We start from the raw sequence: 17,326 nt of genomic DNA on the forward strand, positions 1-17,326 counted from the left end.
GATTAATTACCTCCTCGGTAACCTGCCGCTTGTGCTTTTTTAAGAACATCTTCAATCGGTCCAACGTTTCTGAATAAGTCTTCCGGAATATCATCATATTCTCCATCAATAATTCCTTTAAAGCCACGTACTGTATCTTTAATCGGTACATATGAACCTGGTTGACCTGTAAATGCTTCTGCAACGTGGAAGTTTTGAGATAAGAAGAATTGAATTCTTCTTGCACGGTTTACAATAATCTTTTCACTATCAGATAATTCATCAATCCCTAAAATAGCAATAATATCTTGTAATTCACGATAACGTTGTAACATTTGTTGAACTTTCATAGCTACTTCATAGTGTTCTTCCCCAACAATTTCTGGAGTCAATGCACTTGAAGTTGATGCTAATGGATCCACCGCCGGATAAATCCCTTGTTCGGTTAAACGACGCTCTAAGTTTGTCGTTGCATCTAAATGGGCAAATGTTGTAGCTGGCGCTGGGTCAGTATAGTCATCCGCCGGAACGTAAATCGCTTGAATCGAAGTAATAGAACCATCTTTTGTTGAACTAATACGTTCTTGTAATTGACCCATTTCAGTTGCCAATGTTGGTTGATACCCTACAGCTGAAGGCATACGACCTAAAAGTGCTGATACTTCTGAACCTGCTTGAGTAAAACGATAAATATTATCAATGAATAATAATACATCTTGTTTTTGCTCATCACGGAAGTGTTCGGCAATCGTTAATCCAGTTAATGCAACACGCATACGTGCTCCTGGTGGTTCATTCATTTGTCCAAATACCATCGCTGTTTTAGCGGATACCCCTGAGTCTTGCATTTCATGGTAAAGGTCATTCCCTTCACGAGTACGTTCCCCTACACCCGTAAATACAGAAATACCCCCTAATTCTTCAGCGATATTATGAATCAATTCTTGGATTAATACAGTTTTACCTACTCCGGCACCTCCGAATAATCCAATTTTTCCTCCTTTCAGATAAGGAGCTAATAAGTCAATAACTTTAATTCCTGTTTGTAGAATTTCATATTGACTACTTAATTGTTCAAATTTAGGCGCTGGTTTATGAATTTCATCACGTCTAAAATCTTCAGGAAATTCCTCTCCTAAATCAATCGTATCGCCTAATACATTAAATACACGACCTAAAGTCTCTGTTCCAACTGGAACACTAATCGTACGTCCTAAATCAATAACTTTCATGCCTCGTTGAAGACCATCAGTTGATTCCATGGCAATTGTACGTACAGCACCATCCCCTAATTCAACAGCTGTTTCAAGCGTAATTGTTTTTTTATGCCCTTCTTGATCTTCTTTAATAACATGCAGGGCATTGTGAATATCAGGCACGCCTGCTTCTAAAGGAAATACAACGTCCACAACTGGTCCAACTACTTGCAAAATTTCTCCAGTTCTCAAAAAAATTTCCTCCTTTCACTCTTACTGTTCTTCTAGAGCTGCTGCTCCGCCAACGATTTCAGTTATTTCTTGTGTTATTTGTGCTTGACGACGTTGGTTTAAATCTTGTGTCAAATCACTAATTAAATCTCTCGCATTATCCGTTGCACTTCTCATAGCTGTCATACGTGAAGCATGTTCAGCAGCTTTTGCATCGATAATTGCCCCATAAATAAGAGATTCAGCATATTGAGGCAATAATGTTTCCATAATAATTTCTTTATTTGGCTCAAAAATATAATCTAACTCATATTCTTTCGCTTCATCTTCATCTAAGTCAATAATCGGTAACATTTTTTCAACACGATAATTTGATAATAATGCATTCACATGGTGATTATAACAAACGTAAAATTCATCAAATTCACCTTGTCTAAACATTTGTACGGCACTACTTACAATTTTACGAACTTCTTCAAATGATGGAATATCACTAACTTCATTAATTTCTAAACGAACATCAATCCCCATCTTTTTGAAGAAACGACTTGCAGCTCCACCAATCGTTAAAATTACATATTCATCTTTTGAATCATGATCTGTTTGTAACATTTCACGTGTTGCTTGGAAAATAGAAGAATTATAACTTCCTGCTAATCCCTGGTCAGATGAAATCACAAGATATCCTGTTTTTTTCACAGGTCTTTCAATTAATAAATCATGATAATCAATAAATGATTCATCTTCATCATGAATTACTTCTTCCTCTAATTCTTCATCTTTATGATCATGCTGTGCATATAGTAAGTGAGTTACAACTTCACGAATTTTTTCAGCATAATCATGATATCGACGAACGGCTTGTTCAGACTTAGCTAGTTTTGAAGCAGAAACCATTTGCATAGCACTTGTAATTTGACTTGTTTTTTTCGTTGAAATAATACGCTTCTTCAAGTCGTTTAATGAAGACGCCATACAATTCACCTCTTCTTTCTAGTTCGTATTATTTTGAGCGTTCGTATAGATGAATTTGTTTAAACTTCTCAATTACTTGGTAGAAAGCTTCTTCATCCGGAATTTTTTCTTCATCACGAATACTTGCTAAAATATCTGCATGTTCATTTTCTAAATGTTGATACAATGCTTTTTCGAAATCTTTTAATCTTTCAATTGGAATTGAATCTAAAATTCCTTTTGTTAATGCAAATAAAATCGATACTTGATGTTCAATTGGTAATGGTCTATGAACATCTTGTTTTAGTACTTCCACGGTTCTCTTACCACGATTTAATTTTTGTTGTGTTGCTGCATCTAAATCAGAACCAAATTGAGTAAATGCTTCTAATTCACGGTAACTTGCTAAATCGATACGTAATGTACCAGAAACTTTTTTCATCGCTTTAATTTGCGCAGATCCCCCTACACGTGATACAGATAATCCGGCAGATAACCCTGGACGAACACCTGAATAGAATAAATCACTTTCTAAGAAGATTTGGCCATCTGTAATAGAAATTACATTTGTAGGAATATAAGCCGAAATATCTCCCGCTTGAGTTTCAATAATTGGTAAGGCTGTTAAAGAACCTCCACCTAATTCATCATTTAACTTCGCTGAACGTTCTAATAAACGTGAGTGTAGATAGAACACATCTCCTGGATACGCTTCACGACCTGGAGGACGACGAAGTAATAATGAAATTTCACGGTAAGCTGCTGCTTGTTTTGATAAATCATCATAAACAATTAAAACATCTTTTCCGTTATACATAAATTCCTCTCCCATTGCAGTTCCTGCATAAGGAGCAATATAGAGCATTGGAGCTGGTTGTGAAGCACTAGCAGATACAACTGTTGTATAATCCATTGCTCCATAACGTTTTAAAGTTTCTACTAAAGCTTTTACAGTAGATTCTTTTTGTCCAATTGCGACATAGATACATAAAGTATCTTTTCCTTTTTGGTTCAAAATTGCATCAATTGCAATACTTGTTTTACCTGTTTTTCTATCTCCGATAATTAATTCCCGTTGACCTTTACCAATTGGAACTAAAGCATCGATTACTTTTAATCCAGTTGCTAATGATTGATGCACACTTTTACGTTGCATTACACCTGGTGCTTCATTTTCTACCGGACGACGTTTTGTTGTTTCAAGTGCTCCTAAGCCATCAATTGGACGACCTAAAGCATCCACAACACGACCAATCAAAGCATCTCCTACAGGAACGTCTAAAATACGACCTGTACGACGCACTGATTCTCCTTCATGGATATTTTCATAAGTACCAAAAATAATAACACCAACATCATTTTTTTCTAGATTTTGTGCCATACCATAAGTACCATTTGAAAATTCTACTAATTCACCAGCCATCACGTTGGTAAGACCGATGACACGAGCAATTCCGTCCCCAATAAATGAAACTTCACCAATCTCTTCAATATGTTGTTCCGCTTCAAAGGAATTAATTTGGTTTCGGATTCCTGCTGTAATATTACCGAATTCCGTATCCATTGTCTCACCCCTTCAATCCTGTTTGACAAATTTTTTTCTTAAACTGTTCTAGTTTATATAATAATGTTCCATCTAATAAATATTCTTTTGTCTTTAATTTTACTCCACCAATAACAGTTGGATCGACCGTATTCACATAAGAATCATATTCTTTTTTTGTTTTCTTTTGAAAAGCTTGTGCAATACGTTCGATTTGTTCCTCAGTTAATGGAATCGCTGAAATCATTTCAAGTCGATTAGCTGAGTAAATATCTAAAAATGCTTCTACTGCTTCAATTAAATATGATGATTTATCCGGATGTAAGTACGGTCTTAAATAATCTTGTGTACTTTGGGATAAATTTGAAACAGCTTCTGATAATATTGACATTTTCTCATCAACAGACACTTGTTCTAAATGCATCAATTGACGAAAACGTGCCGTATTTTGAATGCCTTCTAATACTTCTTGCAATTCTTGTGTAACAATATTTAGAGTTCCATCATACTTTACTTGTCCATAAAAATGACTGGCCGCCTTGACTAATTCTTTATGAAATCTCACCATCAGCTTTCCAACCCTTCAATAAAGGATTCAATCACATCTTGATGTGTCTGCTCAGTCAACTCTTTATTTAAAATTTGGCTTGCAAGTTGAACGGATAAATCTACGATTTGTCCTTGCATTTGTGCTAAAGCACGTTGTTTCATGGAATCTACTTCACGTTGTCCATCTAGTTTCATTCTAGAAACAACATCTCGTCCTTCTTTAATCATTTCATCTTGCATTTTTGAAGCAGCTTCTCTTGTCGTATTTAAAATTTCTTGACCTTTTGCTTCTGCATTATGAATAATTTCTTTTGCATTTGCTTGAATTTCTTCAGCTGCTTTACGTTTTGCTTCTGCCTCATCTAAATCTTTACTAATTTTTTGACGACGAGCCTCTAATGTAGCTTCGATTTTATCCCAAGCAAAATGTTTTACTAAAAATAGTAATATAATAATTGAAATTAAGACAATAAGTGTATTCCCAAGAACAGGGCTACCTGTTAACATATACTGAAACATCCATCATCCCTCCTTTTCAACAAATTTATCTTTATAAATGATTATTTGATGAAAACTAGGATTAAAGCGATTAATACCGCAAAGATTGGCATCGCTTCGATTAAGGCTACCCCAACGAACATTGTTGAACGTAATTCATTACTCATTTCTGGTTGGCGTGTCATTGATTCAATTGTTTTTACGATAACTGCTTGGTTACCAAAAGCGGCTGCTAAAGCTGCCCCTGCTACTGCGATTGCTGCTGCTAATTCTGTCATAAGTTAATTCCTCATTTCTAAAAATTATTCATGTTCTACTTTATGTGCAATGTACACCATTGTTAATGTACAAAATACATAGGCTTGAATTGCTCCGATTACTACAGAAAATCCTTGCCAAACAACTCCTAATGGAATTGCAAAAATATATGTTAAGATTCCAAAACTGGATGAAAACATCACAATTAATCCTAACAACACTTCACCTGCATAAATATTTCCGTAAAGACGGAATGCAAGTGTAATTGTATTTGTAAACTCTTCAATTAATTTAATCGGTAACATTAAAGACATCGGACTCAAATAAGAGTTTTTGATATAGCCTTTTAATCCCATTTTTTGAACACCAGAATAGTGTGCAATTAAAGTTGTCATCAATGATAATGCCAAACACACTTCCGGACTTGCTGTAGGAGAAGCAAAGTAACTATGTTCTCCATAATGGAAATAAATCACTAAACCGACTATATTGGCGATTAAAATAAATGAGAAGAGTGAAAATACATATAAGTAATATGACTTGCCCGTTTCTTCATCTACCGCACTGTTTACAATCCCTTTTGTAAAATCCATTAGAGATTCAAAAACATTTTGCATCTTTCCTGGTTTCATAGAAACATTTCTAGCAGCTACAATAGAAAAAATCGTAACTACTAATACTGTCACTAGACAAGAAAGTAAGATTGGAACTGAAAAAGACAAACCAAAAAATTCTATCGTTTTTGGTAAAGCTTCCATAACTCATACTCCCTTATTTATTCCAAATAAAAAACTGACAAATTCCACCTATCGCATTCATTCGCTTTACGGTGATTATTGTCAGAATTCATGGCAATAGTCAGACGCAAAAGCGTGACTACGAGTTTATTTATTTGGTTCCAAATAGGCGATCACCAGCATCGCCTAATCCTGGAAGGATATAGCCGTTTTCGTTTAATCGCTCATCTAATGCTGCAGCATAGATATCAATTTCTGGGTGCGCTTCTTGAAGAACTTTTACCCCTTCTGGCGCAGCCACAAGACAACAAAACTTAATCGATTCAGGGTGCGCTCCACGTTTTAATAACGCATCAATCGCAGCCACTGCAGATCCTCCTGTAGCTAACATTGGATCAACTACAAATAATTGTCTTTCAGAAATATCTGAAGGCAATTTTACAAAATACTCAACAGGTTGTAATGTATCATGATCACGGTACATTCCAACATGTCCAATTTTGGCAGCTGGAATTAATTCTAAAATTCCGTCAACCATTCCTAAACCAGCACGTAAAATAGGAATAATGGCAACTTTTTTACCCGCCAAAGTTTTCAATGTTGTTTTTACTAATGGAGTTTCAATCTCCACATCTTCTAACGGTAAATCTCTTGAAACTTCATATGCCATTAACATTGAAATTTCATTTACAACCTCACGAAAGACTTTTGTTCCACAATCTTTTTGTCGAATCATTGTTAATTTATGTTGAATTAACGGATGATCTAACACATTAAACTTACCCATCTTGCTTGCTCCTTCCACAATATATTTTCACTATTTGTTATTCTACAAAAAAATGAATCAAAATACTAGTATATAAATAGGAAAAAAAGAGTTTTTTCCTTAAAATTTCATTAAGAAAATATTGCTTTCATTTTTTATGTGACTGATTACATTGTGTTATCCATACAATGGAAATTGTTTTGTTAACTCTTGTACAGATTGACGAACTTCATCTAATTTATCTTCGTCGTTTGCATGAGTTAGTGTGTCTACAATTAGTTGGGCAACTGTTTTTGCTGCTTCTTTATCAAAGCCACGTGTTGTAATTGCTGCTGTTCCAACACGAATACCACTTGTCTTCATAGGTGGAAGTGGGTCAAATGGAATTGCATTTTTATTCACTGTAATTCCAACACTATCTAATAATTCTTGAGCTTCTTTTCCGTTCAATCCAGTAGAAGTAATATCTAATAATAGTAAATGATTATCTGTTCCGCCAGAAATTGGACGAATACCACTTTCATTAAATACTTCTGCCATTGCTTTTGCATTTTCAACAACATGCTCGATGTACTCTCCAAATGCTGGTTGAAGTGCTTCATGGAAGGCAACTGCTTTTGCTGCAATTACATGTTCTAATGGCCCACCTTGGATACCTGGGAAGATGGCACTATTAATTTTCTTTGCAAATTCTTGCTTCGCTAAAATCAAGCCACCTCTTGGTCCACGTAATGTTTTATGCGTTGTTGAAGTAACAACATCAGCATAAGGAACTGGATTTTGATGAGCTCCTTTTGCCACTAATCCTGCAATATGAGCCATGTCTACCATGAAATAAGCATCAATACTTTTAGCAATTACACTAATACGTTTGAAATTAATTTCTCTTGGATAGGCAGATGCCCCTGCAACGATTAGTTTTGGACGTTCTGATTTAGCAATTTCTTCTAAGGCATCATAATCAATCATTTCTGTTTCGGGATTCAATCCATACGCAATAAAATCATAATCTTGACCAGAGAAGTTCACTCCCATTCCATGGGTTAAATGTCCGCCATGACTTAAGTCCATTCCTAAAATTTTGTCTCCTTTTGAAACAAGCGCACGATAAGCCGCCATATTCGCTTGAGAACCAGAATGGGGTTGAACATTGGCATATTCCGCTCCAAATAATTCTTTTACACGGTCGATTGCTAATAGTTCAATTACATCGACATATTCACATCCACCATAATAACGACGGTTTGGATAGCCTTCAGCATATTTATTCGTTAAAATGCTACCTTGCGCTCGTAATACAGCAGGTGAAACGAAGTTTTCTGAAGCAATTAATTCAATCCCGTGCTTTTGACGCTGGGCTTCTTTTTCAATTGCATCAAACACAAGTGTGTCTTCTTTAAACTGTGTCATTAGCTTCACTCCTTTTCTTCAATAGAATTATTCTAACATAGTTTATCAATATCCTCAAAATTAGTAGCTTCTTGTTTGCTATTAATTTCTACCATGAGTACATTGATTTCCTAGAGTTCTTTTTTTGTAGCACTTGACGCTTTTTCCAAACGATTCATATATGCTAATCCCGCACCTTCTTTCACACTTGCTTGCGCTAAAATAATAGTCGCATCTGTATGATCTAATGAACGCAATGCATTAAATAAATGATGATTCATATCTGCAACAGAATCTTTTTCTCCTAATGAATAAGACTCTTCTACTTTAGGGCTCACTTCATCTAAAACATCATTTGTTGCCATCACTGCAACTTTTTTTCCTTGTTTTTGATATTCTTCAATTAGTAAATGCCAAAACTCTAAAGAACCTTCCACCACAACAACAGGAGTAGTTGGAGCATAGTGACGATATTTCATTCCTGGTGATTTAGGAGTTACTTTTTCCCCGGTTGTTGTTTTCATATATTCTACTAATGGACCAATAATTGGTTCAATTTCTTCTTTTGTAATGACTCCTGGACGTAAGATGACTGGACCTTCTTCATTGGTTAAATCAATGACTGTAGATTCAACCCCAACACTTGTATCTCCACCATCAACGATTCCTGCAATTCTTCCATCCATATCTTCTACTACATGTTGGACTCTTGTCGGACTTGGTTTTGTCGATTGATTGGCACTTGGACCAACTAATGGAATGCCAACTTGTTCAATTAACGATAATGTCAACTCATGATTTGGCATTCTAAATGATACAGTCGGTAATCCTGCTGATAATGCTGAAGCATAAATACCAGGCTTTGCTTTTAAAATCATCGTCAATGGTCCCGGCCAAAAATGTTTCGCTAATAATTTCGCATTTTCTGGAAATTCTTCAACAGTATCGATAATCTGTTCTAAAGAATGAACATGCACAATTAATGGATTATCACTCGGTCTTCCTTTAGCTTGAAACACTTTTAAGACCGCTTCTTGACTCGTTGCAATCGCTCCTAATCCGTACACCGTTTCTGTTGGGAAAGCTACAACTTCTCCTTCTTTCAATAAAGTAGCTGCTTTTTCTAATGTTTCTTGATGAAAAATTTGTGTTTTCATGTTACTTCCTCCCTCCTACAATAATCATTCGGTCATTTCCTGATAAATCTTTATGAATACTCACTTCTCGATTCGGACAATACTGTTCAAATAATTGCTGAACATCCTTTCCTTGCTGGAATCCAATTTCAAAAAATGCTTGTCCTTCTTCTAATAAGTAAGTTTCTAATTTTTGGGCAATATTCCGGTAAATCGCTAATCCTTCATCTTCTGCAAAAAGAGCTACTTCTGGTTCAAATCGTAAAACCGATTCATCCATCACATTTTTTTCTGAAACATCAATATAAGGTGGATTGCTTATGATACAGACAAACTTTTGAGGAGAAACTTCTTGAAATACATCACTAAGATATAAAGAAACATTTTCTAACTGATATTTCTCTTGATTTTTCTTAGCAACGTCAAGCGCTCCTTCTGAAATATCCACGCCCTGATAAGAAAAGCCTGGACATTCTAACGCTAATGTATGAATAATACAACCTGTCCCTACTCCAATTTCTAATACTTTTCCACTAGAATGTTTAGATAAAAAAGCAATAATTTTTTCAACTAATTCTTCTGTCTCAGGTCTTGGAATTAAAGTGTCGGGACTCACGATAAATTCTCGTCCATAAAACTCCGCTTGCTTTGTAATATATTGCAATGGTTCAAAATTTGATAAACGAATAAGTAGTGGTTCCATTTGATCCCATAATCCAATTCCTGCAGGCTGATTCAAATGAATAAGTAACTCTGTCATCGTCCAATCATTCAAATATAAACTTAATTGACGAGCATACCACTCACAATCTTCTTTCAAAAAAGAAGGTTGTCTTTCTTGTAAAAAACAAGAAGCCCTAACTAGGACTTCCTGATTCGTTGGATTAGTTATTTCCATTATTTAATTGCTCCAATTTTTCAGTGTGATCGTATAAAATTAATGCATCGACAATTTCATCAATTTTTCCTGCAAGAACTTGGTCTAATTTTTGTAACGTTAATCCAATACGATGATCTGTCACACGGTTTTGAGGGAAGTTGTATGTACGAATACGTTCTGAACGATCCCCTGTACCAACGGCAGATTTTCTATTAGCATCATATTCTGATTGAGCTTCTTGAGAGATTTTATCGTATACACGAGCACGTAATACTTTCATCGCTTTCTCTCTGTTTTTTAATTGAGAACGTTCATCTTGCATCGCTACGACAATACCTGTTGGTAAGTGAGTTAAACGAACGGCAGAAGCTGTTTTATTAACGTGTTGTCCACCCGCTCCAGAAGCATGATAAATATCTACACGAATATCTTTATCTTCTAATTCAATTTCTACTTCTTCTGCTTCAGGCATAACTACAACGGTTGCAGTCGATGTATGAACACGACCTTGAGATTCTGTTGAAGGAACACGTTGAACACGGTGAGCTCCTGATTCATATTTTAATTTAGAGAATACATTATCCCCCGTAATCATTAAAATAACTTCTTTATATCCACCAATACCTGTAATGTTAGCATCCATTACTTCTACACGCCAGCCTTGAGATTCCGCATATTTTTGGTACATTGCTAATAAATCTCCAGCAAATAACGCTGCTTCATCTCCACCAGCAGCTCCACGAATTTCCATAATAATATTTTTACCATCATTTGGATCTTCTGGTAATAATAAGAATTTAATTTTTTCTTCTAATTCTACTTTTTCTTTTTTTAGAGAAGCTAATTCTTCTTTAGCCATTTCAGCCATTTCACTATCTAAGCCTTCTCCTAGCATTTCTTCTGTATCGCCAATTTCTTCCACTACTTGTTGATAACGTTTAAAAGTTTCAACTTTTGGACGTAAATTCGATTCTTCTTTTGTTAATTCCATGAAACGTTTTGTATCGCTAATCACATCTGGGTCACTTAATAACTCAGATAACTCATCATATCGAATAATAAAACTATCTAATTGATCAAACATAATTTCCTCCTTAAACTCTTTCTTCACCTGGGTGTGAATAATGATAACGACAAACAGGATAATAAGATTCATTCCCGCCAATTTGAATTTGTTCACCTGTATAAACAGGTTTTCCATCAACGACACGCATATTCATACTTGCCTTTTTATGGCAGTACCAGCAAATCGTTTTAATTTCCTCAATTTTATCGGCGTATAATAATAAATATTTAGATCCGGTAAATAATTCATTTTGGAAATCATTTTTCAATCCAAAAGCCATCACAGGAATATCCAAAATATCTACAATATGCGCTAAATCTAAAATATGTTCTCTACTTAAAAATTGAGATTCATCAATTAAAATACAAGCAGGTTTTACTTCTTGTTCTTTCACAATGGCAATAATATCTGTTTCATCATAAATAGGAATCGCTTGTCTACGAATTCCAATACGACTAGAAACATATCCTACTTCATCACGATCATCGATTGCACTTGTAAATAATAATACAGATTTATTTTGTTCTTCATAATTATGAGCAACTTTTAAAATTTCAATCGACTTTCCACTATTCATTGCACCATATTTAAAAAATAATTGTGCCACAATTTTAACCTCCTGACACTTTTATATACCTTTAACATCTTACGATAATATCGAGAGTTGTGCAACGAAAAACTATAAAAAATCATTATGAACTTTTTCATATAATTCCAAACAAATTCTTATTCATTTCTTAATAAGAAAAGAAGCGAATTGTATTCCTTTTCAGTCATTTTATGCTACAATAAAAAAGAATATTTTTTGAAAGGATGCACGTTTCGTGAATATACGTACCAAACTTGCCATTGAAGCGGGAAAATTGACTCGCTGGGCACTTAAAACTTTTACAAATGGTGGAAGTAGTTTCCCAGGAAAAGTAGCTCATGCTATTGATCCACATATTTTAAAACATTTATCAGACCATTATGAAGTCATTATTGTTAGTGGAACAAACGGAAAGACTTTAACGACTTCATTAATCGTTCAATTATTAAAACAAAAATACCCAAATATTTTAACGAATCCAACCGGAGCCAATTTAATACAAGGGATTGTTTCTACTTTCTTAAATCATACTCCTGTTAAAGGTGAAAAAAATATTGCTGTATTAGAAGTTGACGAAGCAACGATTAAACATATTACACCATTTATTCAACCAAAATTATTCGTATTTACAAATATTTTTCGCGATCAAATGGATCGTTTTGGCGAAATTTATACAACTTATCAATTTATGTTAGATGGGGCAAGCTTTGTTCCAGAAGCAACTATTTTATCAAATGGAGATGCGCCAATTTTTAATAGTGATACTCTTCCAAATCCAAGACTGTATTTTGGATTCAATCATACAGAAGATAGTCACTATCAAGCACATTACAATACGGATGGTATTTTATGTCCACATTGCCATTCCATTTTACAATATAACTTTATTACGTATAGTAATTTAGGAAAATATTACTGCCCTAACGGAGATTTCAAACGTCCTGAATTAGACTATGCCGTGACAGAGTTAACAGAATTGTCTCTAACAAAATCTTCTTTTAAAATTGATGGATTTGATTTTTCACTTCCAATTGGTGGACTATACAACATCTATAACGCTCTAAGCGCTTATGCAACAGCTAGATTTTTCGGCTTAACTCCTGAAGAAATTCAAGCAGGATTTGGACAAGCGCAAAGAGTCTTCGGTCGTCAAGAAACCTTTACACTAGAAGACAAAGAAGTCATGATTAACTTAATTAAAAATCCAGTAGGATTTAACCAAATCGTCCAACTACTTGGCTATGAAAAAGAAGAATTTTCACTTGCTGTTTTATTAAACGATAATTATGCAGACGGGCAAGATATTAGTTGGATTTGGGATGGTGAGTTTGAAGAACTTACAAAACTTACTCCAAAACAAACATACATTGGCGGACTTCGAGTTGACGACTTAGAAACTCGAATGGAAGTTGCAGGATTTACAAATCTCACAAAAATAGAAAATAATGATGACTTAATTGAAAAATTAAAATCAGTACCAACAAAAAAAATCAATATTTTAGCAACCTATACGGCATTATTACAACTCCGTAAAGACTTAGCTAAACATGGTTACTTGAAAGAGGGAATGACTTCATGAAAATCAGAATTTGTCATTTATACGGAAACTTAATGAATACTTATGGAGATAATGGAAATCTACTGATGCTCCAACATCGTGCAAAACAATTAGGCTATGAAGTCGAAACAACATTGATTAGCTTAGGTGATCCATTCAATCCTGAAGACTTTGATATCGTCATGTTCGGTGGTGGTCAAGACTATGAACAAACTATCGTGGCTAAAGACTTACAATCCAAAAAAGAAGCCTTAATCCACTTCATCGAAGATGATGGAGTTGTTTTAGGAATTTGCGGTGGCTTCCAATTATTAGGACGTTACTACATCAATGCAGCCGGTGAAAAATTAGATGGAATTGGCGCCATTGACTGCTATACAAATGGTCAATTTGACCACCGATTTATCGGAGATATTACAATTCAGGATGAAGAAACAGGAGAAACATATGTTGGTTATGAAAACCACATCGGAAGAACTTACCTCTGCAAAGGTCTTAAACCATTAGGTACCGTTACTAGTGGAAATGGAAATAATGATGAGGACAAAACAGAAGGTGTGCATTACAAAAATGTCTTCTGCTCTTACTTCCATGGACCACTGCTCGTTCGAAATCAACATCTTGCTGATCGTATGATTGAATTAGCCGCACAACGACAATTAAGTAAATAACAATAAGAATAAAGAAGCCTAGAAATGTGTGAGATTCATTTCTAAGCTTCTTTTTGTTTGTGTTATAATTAGTATAGGCATAAGAAAGGGAGTATAAAAAATGAAACAGAACAATAGATTTAGAGATATCGTAATACCTTTGTTACTATTAAGCTTACTAGTTTTCGCTGTTTTATTTGACGGAGAATATACAAAGATTGCTCTTTATATTAGCATCATTTTAAATATTATCTACACTTACTTAATGTACTTTAAAAAGGGGCGAAAGAAGTAAACACCTATACACTTTCCTTCATAAGACTTCCCTAAAAACATTGAATATTTTTAAAAAAACAAAGGCTTAGAAACATTGAAACATCAACATTTCTAAGCCTTATTCATCGTAAAAAATGGAGCCGGCGGGAGTCGAACCCGCGTCCAAATATATCGACACAATCAAATCTACATTCATAGTTTATCCATTTAGAGATTCGCTACTGATTAGCTGATAAACAAGCATCATCTTAAGCTAGCCTGATCATCTCTGTTTCACTTAGACAGACGGAAAAGTGAACCGTATCCCACTAATAATGAGACCTGGACCCGAGCACATGGGCGATGCCGGACAGATCTTAGCTTGCAGGTATTACGCTGCGAAAGCTAAAGTGTTTGTTTGTTGTTTGTCAGTTATATTTAACTGTAACGTTTTTACGTAGCCGTAACCTACGAAATGCATTGAAAGCTCAACCTATACCTGTCGAATCCGTAACGACCCCGTATATTCCTTTATACTAACAAAAATTTAACCTTCACGCAAATAATAACTGCTATTATCTATATCTACAAAAGATTATGAAGTGACCCCAAAAAGTCTAACTTTTTGGGGTCACTTCAATTTTATAAATCTTTCTGTGTTTATTTTTCAAATAATGTCATTGGTAATAATGAGAATTCACGCTCTACCGCTTCTTTTCTCAATGCAAAATGACTTGTTTGATTTAATACTTTCAAATGATATTGTCCATTTGAATATTCCACAATGTTTAAAGATGAATTATCAATCATATCTGATAATTTAAAATCAGGAATTAATTCATGTAAAATATTACGGATCGTCATTCCATGGCTAACAATTAGGATATGTTGATTTGTATCACGATGTTTATCGATTACTTTAATCAACCCTTGTTCTACACGAGACCAAAATTCCATAAAGTTTTCTCCAATATGATCTGGATCCATTGCTTTAATTTGATTCATCTCTTCAATTACATTTCTACCATCATTTTGATCAAAGGTACGTTGTAATGTTTTATACAAATTCGTCCAAACTTCTGTTGCATTTTGTCCTTCTAAACTTCCAAAACAAACTTCACGAAATTCTGGCATCATTTGCAAGCTTAATTGATCTCTTAAAGGATGATCTCTTAATACTAATTGAGCTGTTTCAATTGTTCTTCTTAAATCACTTGTATACACTGCGTGAAATGGAATATCTCTCATTCCTAATCCAGAACGAATTGCATCTAATCTACCTTCTTTTGTTAATGGAGTATCCGCCCATCCTTGAATTTTATTGTATCGATTAAAAACTGTCTCGCCATGTCTCATGAAATATAATGTAACGCCTTTATCTGCCATGATATTTCCTCCTCAAATCATTTGCTACTACCATTGTACTCAATTTTGCCAAAAAATCATATATTTAAGATGAAAGTTTTGAAAAATCCCAAATATCTGTTGCTAAACCTTCATAAAATTCTGGTTCGTGGCAAACCATTAAAATACTACCCTTATATTCTTTTAAGGCACGTTTTAATTCATCCTTAGCATCTACATCTAAGTGGTTCGTTGGTTCGTCTAACACTAATACATTCGATTCATCATTCATTAATTTACAGAAACGAACTTTTGCTTGTTCTCCCCCACTTAGTACTTGAACTTGGCTCTCAATATGTTTACTTGTTAATCCACAACGAGCTAATGCTACACGAACTTCAGGTTGTGTCATCGATGGGAATGTATCCCAAATTTCTTCTAGTGCTGTTTTACGATTGCCTTGAGGAGTTTCTTGTTCGAAATATCCTAAATCAATATAGTCTCCACGAGTCACTTTTCCTTCTAACGGCTTAATAATACCTAATAAACTCTTTAATAAAGTAGTTTTCCCGATACCATTTGCACCGACAATCGCAATCTTTTGTCCACGTTCCATTTCTAAATTCAATGAACCCGTTAAAGCACGGTCATATCCAATAACTAATCCTTCTGTTTGGAAAATATAACGACCTGGTGCACGAGAAGTTTTGAAGTCAAATTTAGGCTTTGGCTTTTCACCCGCTAGCTCAATCACTTCCATTTTATCTAATTTCTTCTGACGTGACATCGCCATATTACGAGTAGCTACACGAGCTTTATTTCGATTTACAAAGTCTTTCAAATCTGCAATTTCCTTTTGTTGACGATTATAAGCTGCTTCTAATTGAGATTTCTTCATCGCATACACTTCTTGGAATTGATCATAATCTCCTACATAACGACTTAATTCTTGATTATCCATATGGTAAATTAAGTTGACAACACTATTTAAAAATGGAATATCATGCGAAATTAAAATAAACGCATTTTCATACTCTTGTAAATAACGTTTTAACCATTCAATATGTTCCACATCTAAGTAGTTCGTTGGTTCGTCTAATAATAAAATATCTGGTTTTTCTAATAATAATTTTGCAAGTAAAATTTTCGTACGTTGTCCACCACTTAGTTCACTCACATCACTATCCATACCAAATGCTACAACGCCCAAAGCACGAGCCACTTCATCGATTTTTGCATCTAAAATATAAAAATCATGACTATCTAAACGCTCTTGAATTTCTCCAACTTCTTCTAACATTGCATTCATAGAAGCTTCATCTGCATCTCCCATTGCCATATATAATTCATTCATACGAGCTTCCGCCACAAATAAATCATCAAAGGCTTTACGTAATACTTCTCGAACGGTCATTCCTTTTTCTAACACTGTATGTTGATCTAAATAACCAACTTTTACATTTTTAGACCATTCGATTTTTCCTTCATCTGGTTGAAGTTTCCCCGTTACAATATTCATAAAAGTGGACTTACCCTCACCATTCGCTCCGACTAATCCAATATGCTCCCCTTTTAATAAACGGAAACTAACATCATTAAAAATGGCACGTTCCCCAAATCCATGGGTTAATTTTTCTACATTTAAAATACTCATTGATTTTCTCCTTCAAATTTCTCTGGGTCATTGTATCATATTTACAAGAGGAATATCAAAGTATAGGTGGAAAAGAAAAAAACTTTGCTACTAT

General features: G+C 34.6%; 17 protein-coding genes and 1 other RNA gene. 2 read left to right on the forward strand and 16 right to left on the reverse strand.

Annotated features, from left to right (window positions below; translation table 11 throughout):
- Nucleotides 1-2: 2 nt before the first annotated feature.
- From atpD to RWM24_RS00550, 13 genes are all read right to left on the reverse strand, one after another.
- Nucleotides 3-1,427, reverse strand: a complete 1,425-nt coding sequence (atpD, locus tag RWM24_RS00490) for a F0F1 ATP synthase subunit beta (protein ID WP_314110556.1) — start codon at nt 1,425-1,427, stop codon at nt 3-5.
- Nucleotides 1,428-1,448: 21 nt separating this feature from the next.
- Nucleotides 1,449-2,381 (reverse strand): F0F1 ATP synthase subunit gamma, encoded by a 933-nt coding sequence (locus RWM24_RS00495; RefSeq protein WP_314110557.1) that lies wholly within the window; start codon nt 2,379-2,381, stop codon nt 1,449-1,451.
- Between the two features lie 28 nt (nt 2,382-2,409).
- The gene (atpA, locus tag RWM24_RS00500; protein WP_314110560.1) at nt 2,410-3,924 is read right to left on the reverse strand and encodes a F0F1 ATP synthase subunit alpha; all 1,515 of its coding nucleotides are present in this window, start codon (nt 3,922-3,924) and stop codon (nt 2,410-2,412) included.
- Between the two features lie 4 nt (nt 3,925-3,928).
- Nucleotides 3,929-4,471: an ATP synthase F1 subunit delta gene (gene atpH / locus RWM24_RS00505; RefSeq protein ID WP_314110562.1), complete on the reverse strand. Its 543-nt coding sequence runs from the start codon at nt 4,469-4,471 to the stop codon at nt 3,929-3,931.
- Entirely contained in the window at nt 4,471-4,971 is a 501-nt protein-coding gene (gene atpF / locus RWM24_RS00510; RefSeq protein WP_314110564.1) for a F0F1 ATP synthase subunit B, read from the reverse strand. The genes atpH and atpF overlap by 1 nt, the downstream gene beginning before the upstream one ends.
- A 41-nt stretch (nt 4,972-5,012) precedes the next feature.
- Nucleotides 5,013-5,228 (reverse strand): F0F1 ATP synthase subunit C, encoded by a 216-nt coding sequence (gene atpE / locus RWM24_RS00515; RefSeq protein ID WP_006703461.1) that lies wholly within the window; start codon nt 5,226-5,228, stop codon nt 5,013-5,015.
- Between the two features lie 24 nt (nt 5,229-5,252).
- Nucleotides 5,253-5,966, reverse strand: coding sequence for a F0F1 ATP synthase subunit A (gene atpB / locus RWM24_RS00520; RefSeq protein WP_314110566.1), 714 nt, complete (start codon nt 5,964-5,966; stop codon nt 5,253-5,255).
- A 130-nt stretch (nt 5,967-6,096) separates the two neighbouring features.
- On the reverse strand, nt 6,097-6,732 hold the full coding sequence (upp, locus tag RWM24_RS00525) for a uracil phosphoribosyltransferase (protein ID WP_314110568.1): 636 nt from the start codon (nt 6,730-6,732) through the stop codon (nt 6,097-6,099).
- A gap of 156 nt (nt 6,733-6,888) precedes the next feature.
- Nucleotides 6,889-8,121 carry a serine hydroxymethyltransferase gene (glyA, locus tag RWM24_RS00530; RefSeq protein WP_314110570.1) on the reverse strand — a complete coding sequence of 411 codons (1,233 nt, stop codon included), beginning with the start codon at nt 8,119-8,121 and terminating at the stop codon, nt 6,889-6,891.
- A gap of 110 nt (nt 8,122-8,231) precedes the next feature.
- The gene (locus tag RWM24_RS00535) at nt 8,232-9,257 is read right to left on the reverse strand and encodes an L-threonylcarbamoyladenylate synthase (RefSeq protein ID WP_314110572.1); all 1,026 of its coding nucleotides are present in this window, start codon (nt 9,255-9,257) and stop codon (nt 8,232-8,234) included.
- Nucleotide 9,258: 1 nt separating this feature from the next.
- The gene (gene prmC / locus RWM24_RS00540) at nt 9,259-10,134 is read right to left on the reverse strand and encodes a peptide chain release factor N(5)-glutamine methyltransferase (protein ID WP_314110574.1); all 876 of its coding nucleotides are present in this window, start codon (nt 10,132-10,134) and stop codon (nt 9,259-9,261) included.
- Nucleotides 10,121-11,200, reverse strand: coding sequence for a peptide chain release factor 1 (gene prfA, locus RWM24_RS00545; RefSeq protein WP_314110577.1), 1,080 nt, complete (start codon nt 11,198-11,200; stop codon nt 10,121-10,123). Before prfA ends, prmC begins: the two co-directional genes overlap by 14 nt.
- Nucleotides 11,201-11,210: 10 nt before the next feature.
- The gene (locus tag RWM24_RS00550) at nt 11,211-11,789 is read right to left on the reverse strand and encodes a thymidine kinase (protein ID WP_314110580.1); all 579 of its coding nucleotides are present in this window, start codon (nt 11,787-11,789) and stop codon (nt 11,211-11,213) included.
- A 217-nt stretch (nt 11,790-12,006) separates the two neighbouring features.
- Between RWM24_RS00550 and RWM24_RS00555 the strand changes: the two genes are divergently transcribed.
- The gene (locus tag RWM24_RS00555; RefSeq protein WP_314110581.1) at nt 12,007-13,350 is read left to right on the forward strand and encodes a Mur ligase family protein; all 1,344 of its coding nucleotides are present in this window, start codon (nt 12,007-12,009) and stop codon (nt 13,348-13,350) included.
- Nucleotides 13,347-14,000: an adenosylcobyric acid synthase gene (locus RWM24_RS00560; protein ID WP_314110583.1), complete on the forward strand. Its 654-nt coding sequence runs from the start codon at nt 13,347-13,349 to the stop codon at nt 13,998-14,000. Before RWM24_RS00555 ends, RWM24_RS00560 begins: the two co-directional genes overlap by 4 nt.
- Nucleotides 14,001-14,387: 387 nt before the next feature.
- On the opposite strand, the gene ssrA is transcribed toward RWM24_RS00560, so the two are convergent.
- From ssrA to abc-f, 3 genes are all read right to left on the reverse strand, one after another.
- Nucleotides 14,388-14,755, reverse strand: a transfer-messenger RNA (tmRNA) gene (gene ssrA / locus RWM24_RS00565).
- A gap of 139 nt (nt 14,756-14,894) precedes the next feature.
- Nucleotides 14,895-15,620: a histidine phosphatase family protein gene (locus tag RWM24_RS00570; protein ID WP_314110585.1), complete on the reverse strand. Its 726-nt coding sequence runs from the start codon at nt 15,618-15,620 to the stop codon at nt 14,895-14,897.
- 64 nt (nt 15,621-15,684) lie between these two features.
- The gene (abc-f, locus tag RWM24_RS00575) at nt 15,685-17,232 is read right to left on the reverse strand and encodes a ribosomal protection-like ABC-F family protein (RefSeq protein WP_314110586.1); all 1,548 of its coding nucleotides are present in this window, start codon (nt 17,230-17,232) and stop codon (nt 15,685-15,687) included.
- Nucleotides 17,233-17,326 lie beyond the last annotated feature (94 nt).

The organism is uncultured Granulicatella sp., assembly GCF_963516875.1.
GTDB lineage: Bacteria > Bacillota > Bacilli > Lactobacillales > Aerococcaceae > Granulicatella.

Excerpts from the sequence above, each read along its gene's own strand:
- RWM24_RS00495 (WP_314110557.1), bottom strand. The coding sequence starts at position 2,381 with ATGGCGTCTTCATTAAACGACTTGAAGAAGCGTATTATTTCAACGAAA.
- prfA (WP_314110577.1), bottom strand. The coding sequence starts at position 11,200 with ATGTTTGATCAATTAGATAGTTTTATTATTCGATATGATGAGTTATCT.
- atpE (WP_006703461.1), bottom strand. The coding sequence starts at position 5,228 with ATGACAGAATTAGCAGCAGCAATCGCAGTAGCAGGGGCAGCTTTAGCA.
- RWM24_RS00535 (WP_314110572.1), bottom strand. The coding sequence starts at position 9,257 with ATGAAAACACAAATTTTTCATCAAGAAACATTAGAAAAAGCAGCTACT.
- upp (WP_314110568.1), bottom strand. The coding sequence starts at position 6,732 with ATGGGTAAGTTTAATGTGTTAGATCATCCGTTAATTCAACATAAATTA.
- RWM24_RS00570 (WP_314110585.1), bottom strand. The coding sequence starts at position 15,620 with ATGGCAGATAAAGGCGTTACATTATATTTCATGAGACATGGCGAGACA.
- atpA (WP_314110560.1), bottom strand. The coding sequence starts at position 3,924 with ATGGATACGGAATTCGGTAATATTACAGCAGGAATCCGAAACCAAATT.
- atpF (WP_314110564.1), bottom strand. The coding sequence starts at position 4,971 with ATGTTTCAGTATATGTTAACAGGTAGCCCTGTTCTTGGGAATACACTT.
- abc-f (WP_314110586.1), bottom strand. The coding sequence starts at position 17,232 with ATGAGTATTTTAAATGTAGAAAAATTAACCCATGGATTTGGGGAACGT.
- RWM24_RS00560 (WP_314110583.1), top strand. The coding sequence starts at position 13,347 with ATGAAAATCAGAATTTGTCATTTATACGGAAACTTAATGAATACTTAT.
- prmC (WP_314110574.1), bottom strand. The coding sequence starts at position 10,134 with ATGGAAATAACTAATCCAACGAATCAGGAAGTCCTAGTTAGGGCTTCT.
- atpH (WP_314110562.1), bottom strand. The coding sequence starts at position 4,471 with ATGGTGAGATTTCATAAAGAATTAGTCAAGGCGGCCAGTCATTTTTAT.
- glyA (WP_314110570.1), bottom strand. The coding sequence starts at position 8,121 with ATGACACAGTTTAAAGAAGACACACTTGTGTTTGATGCAATTGAAAAA.
- atpB (WP_314110566.1), bottom strand. The coding sequence starts at position 5,966 with ATGGAAGCTTTACCAAAAACGATAGAATTTTTTGGTTTGTCTTTTTCA.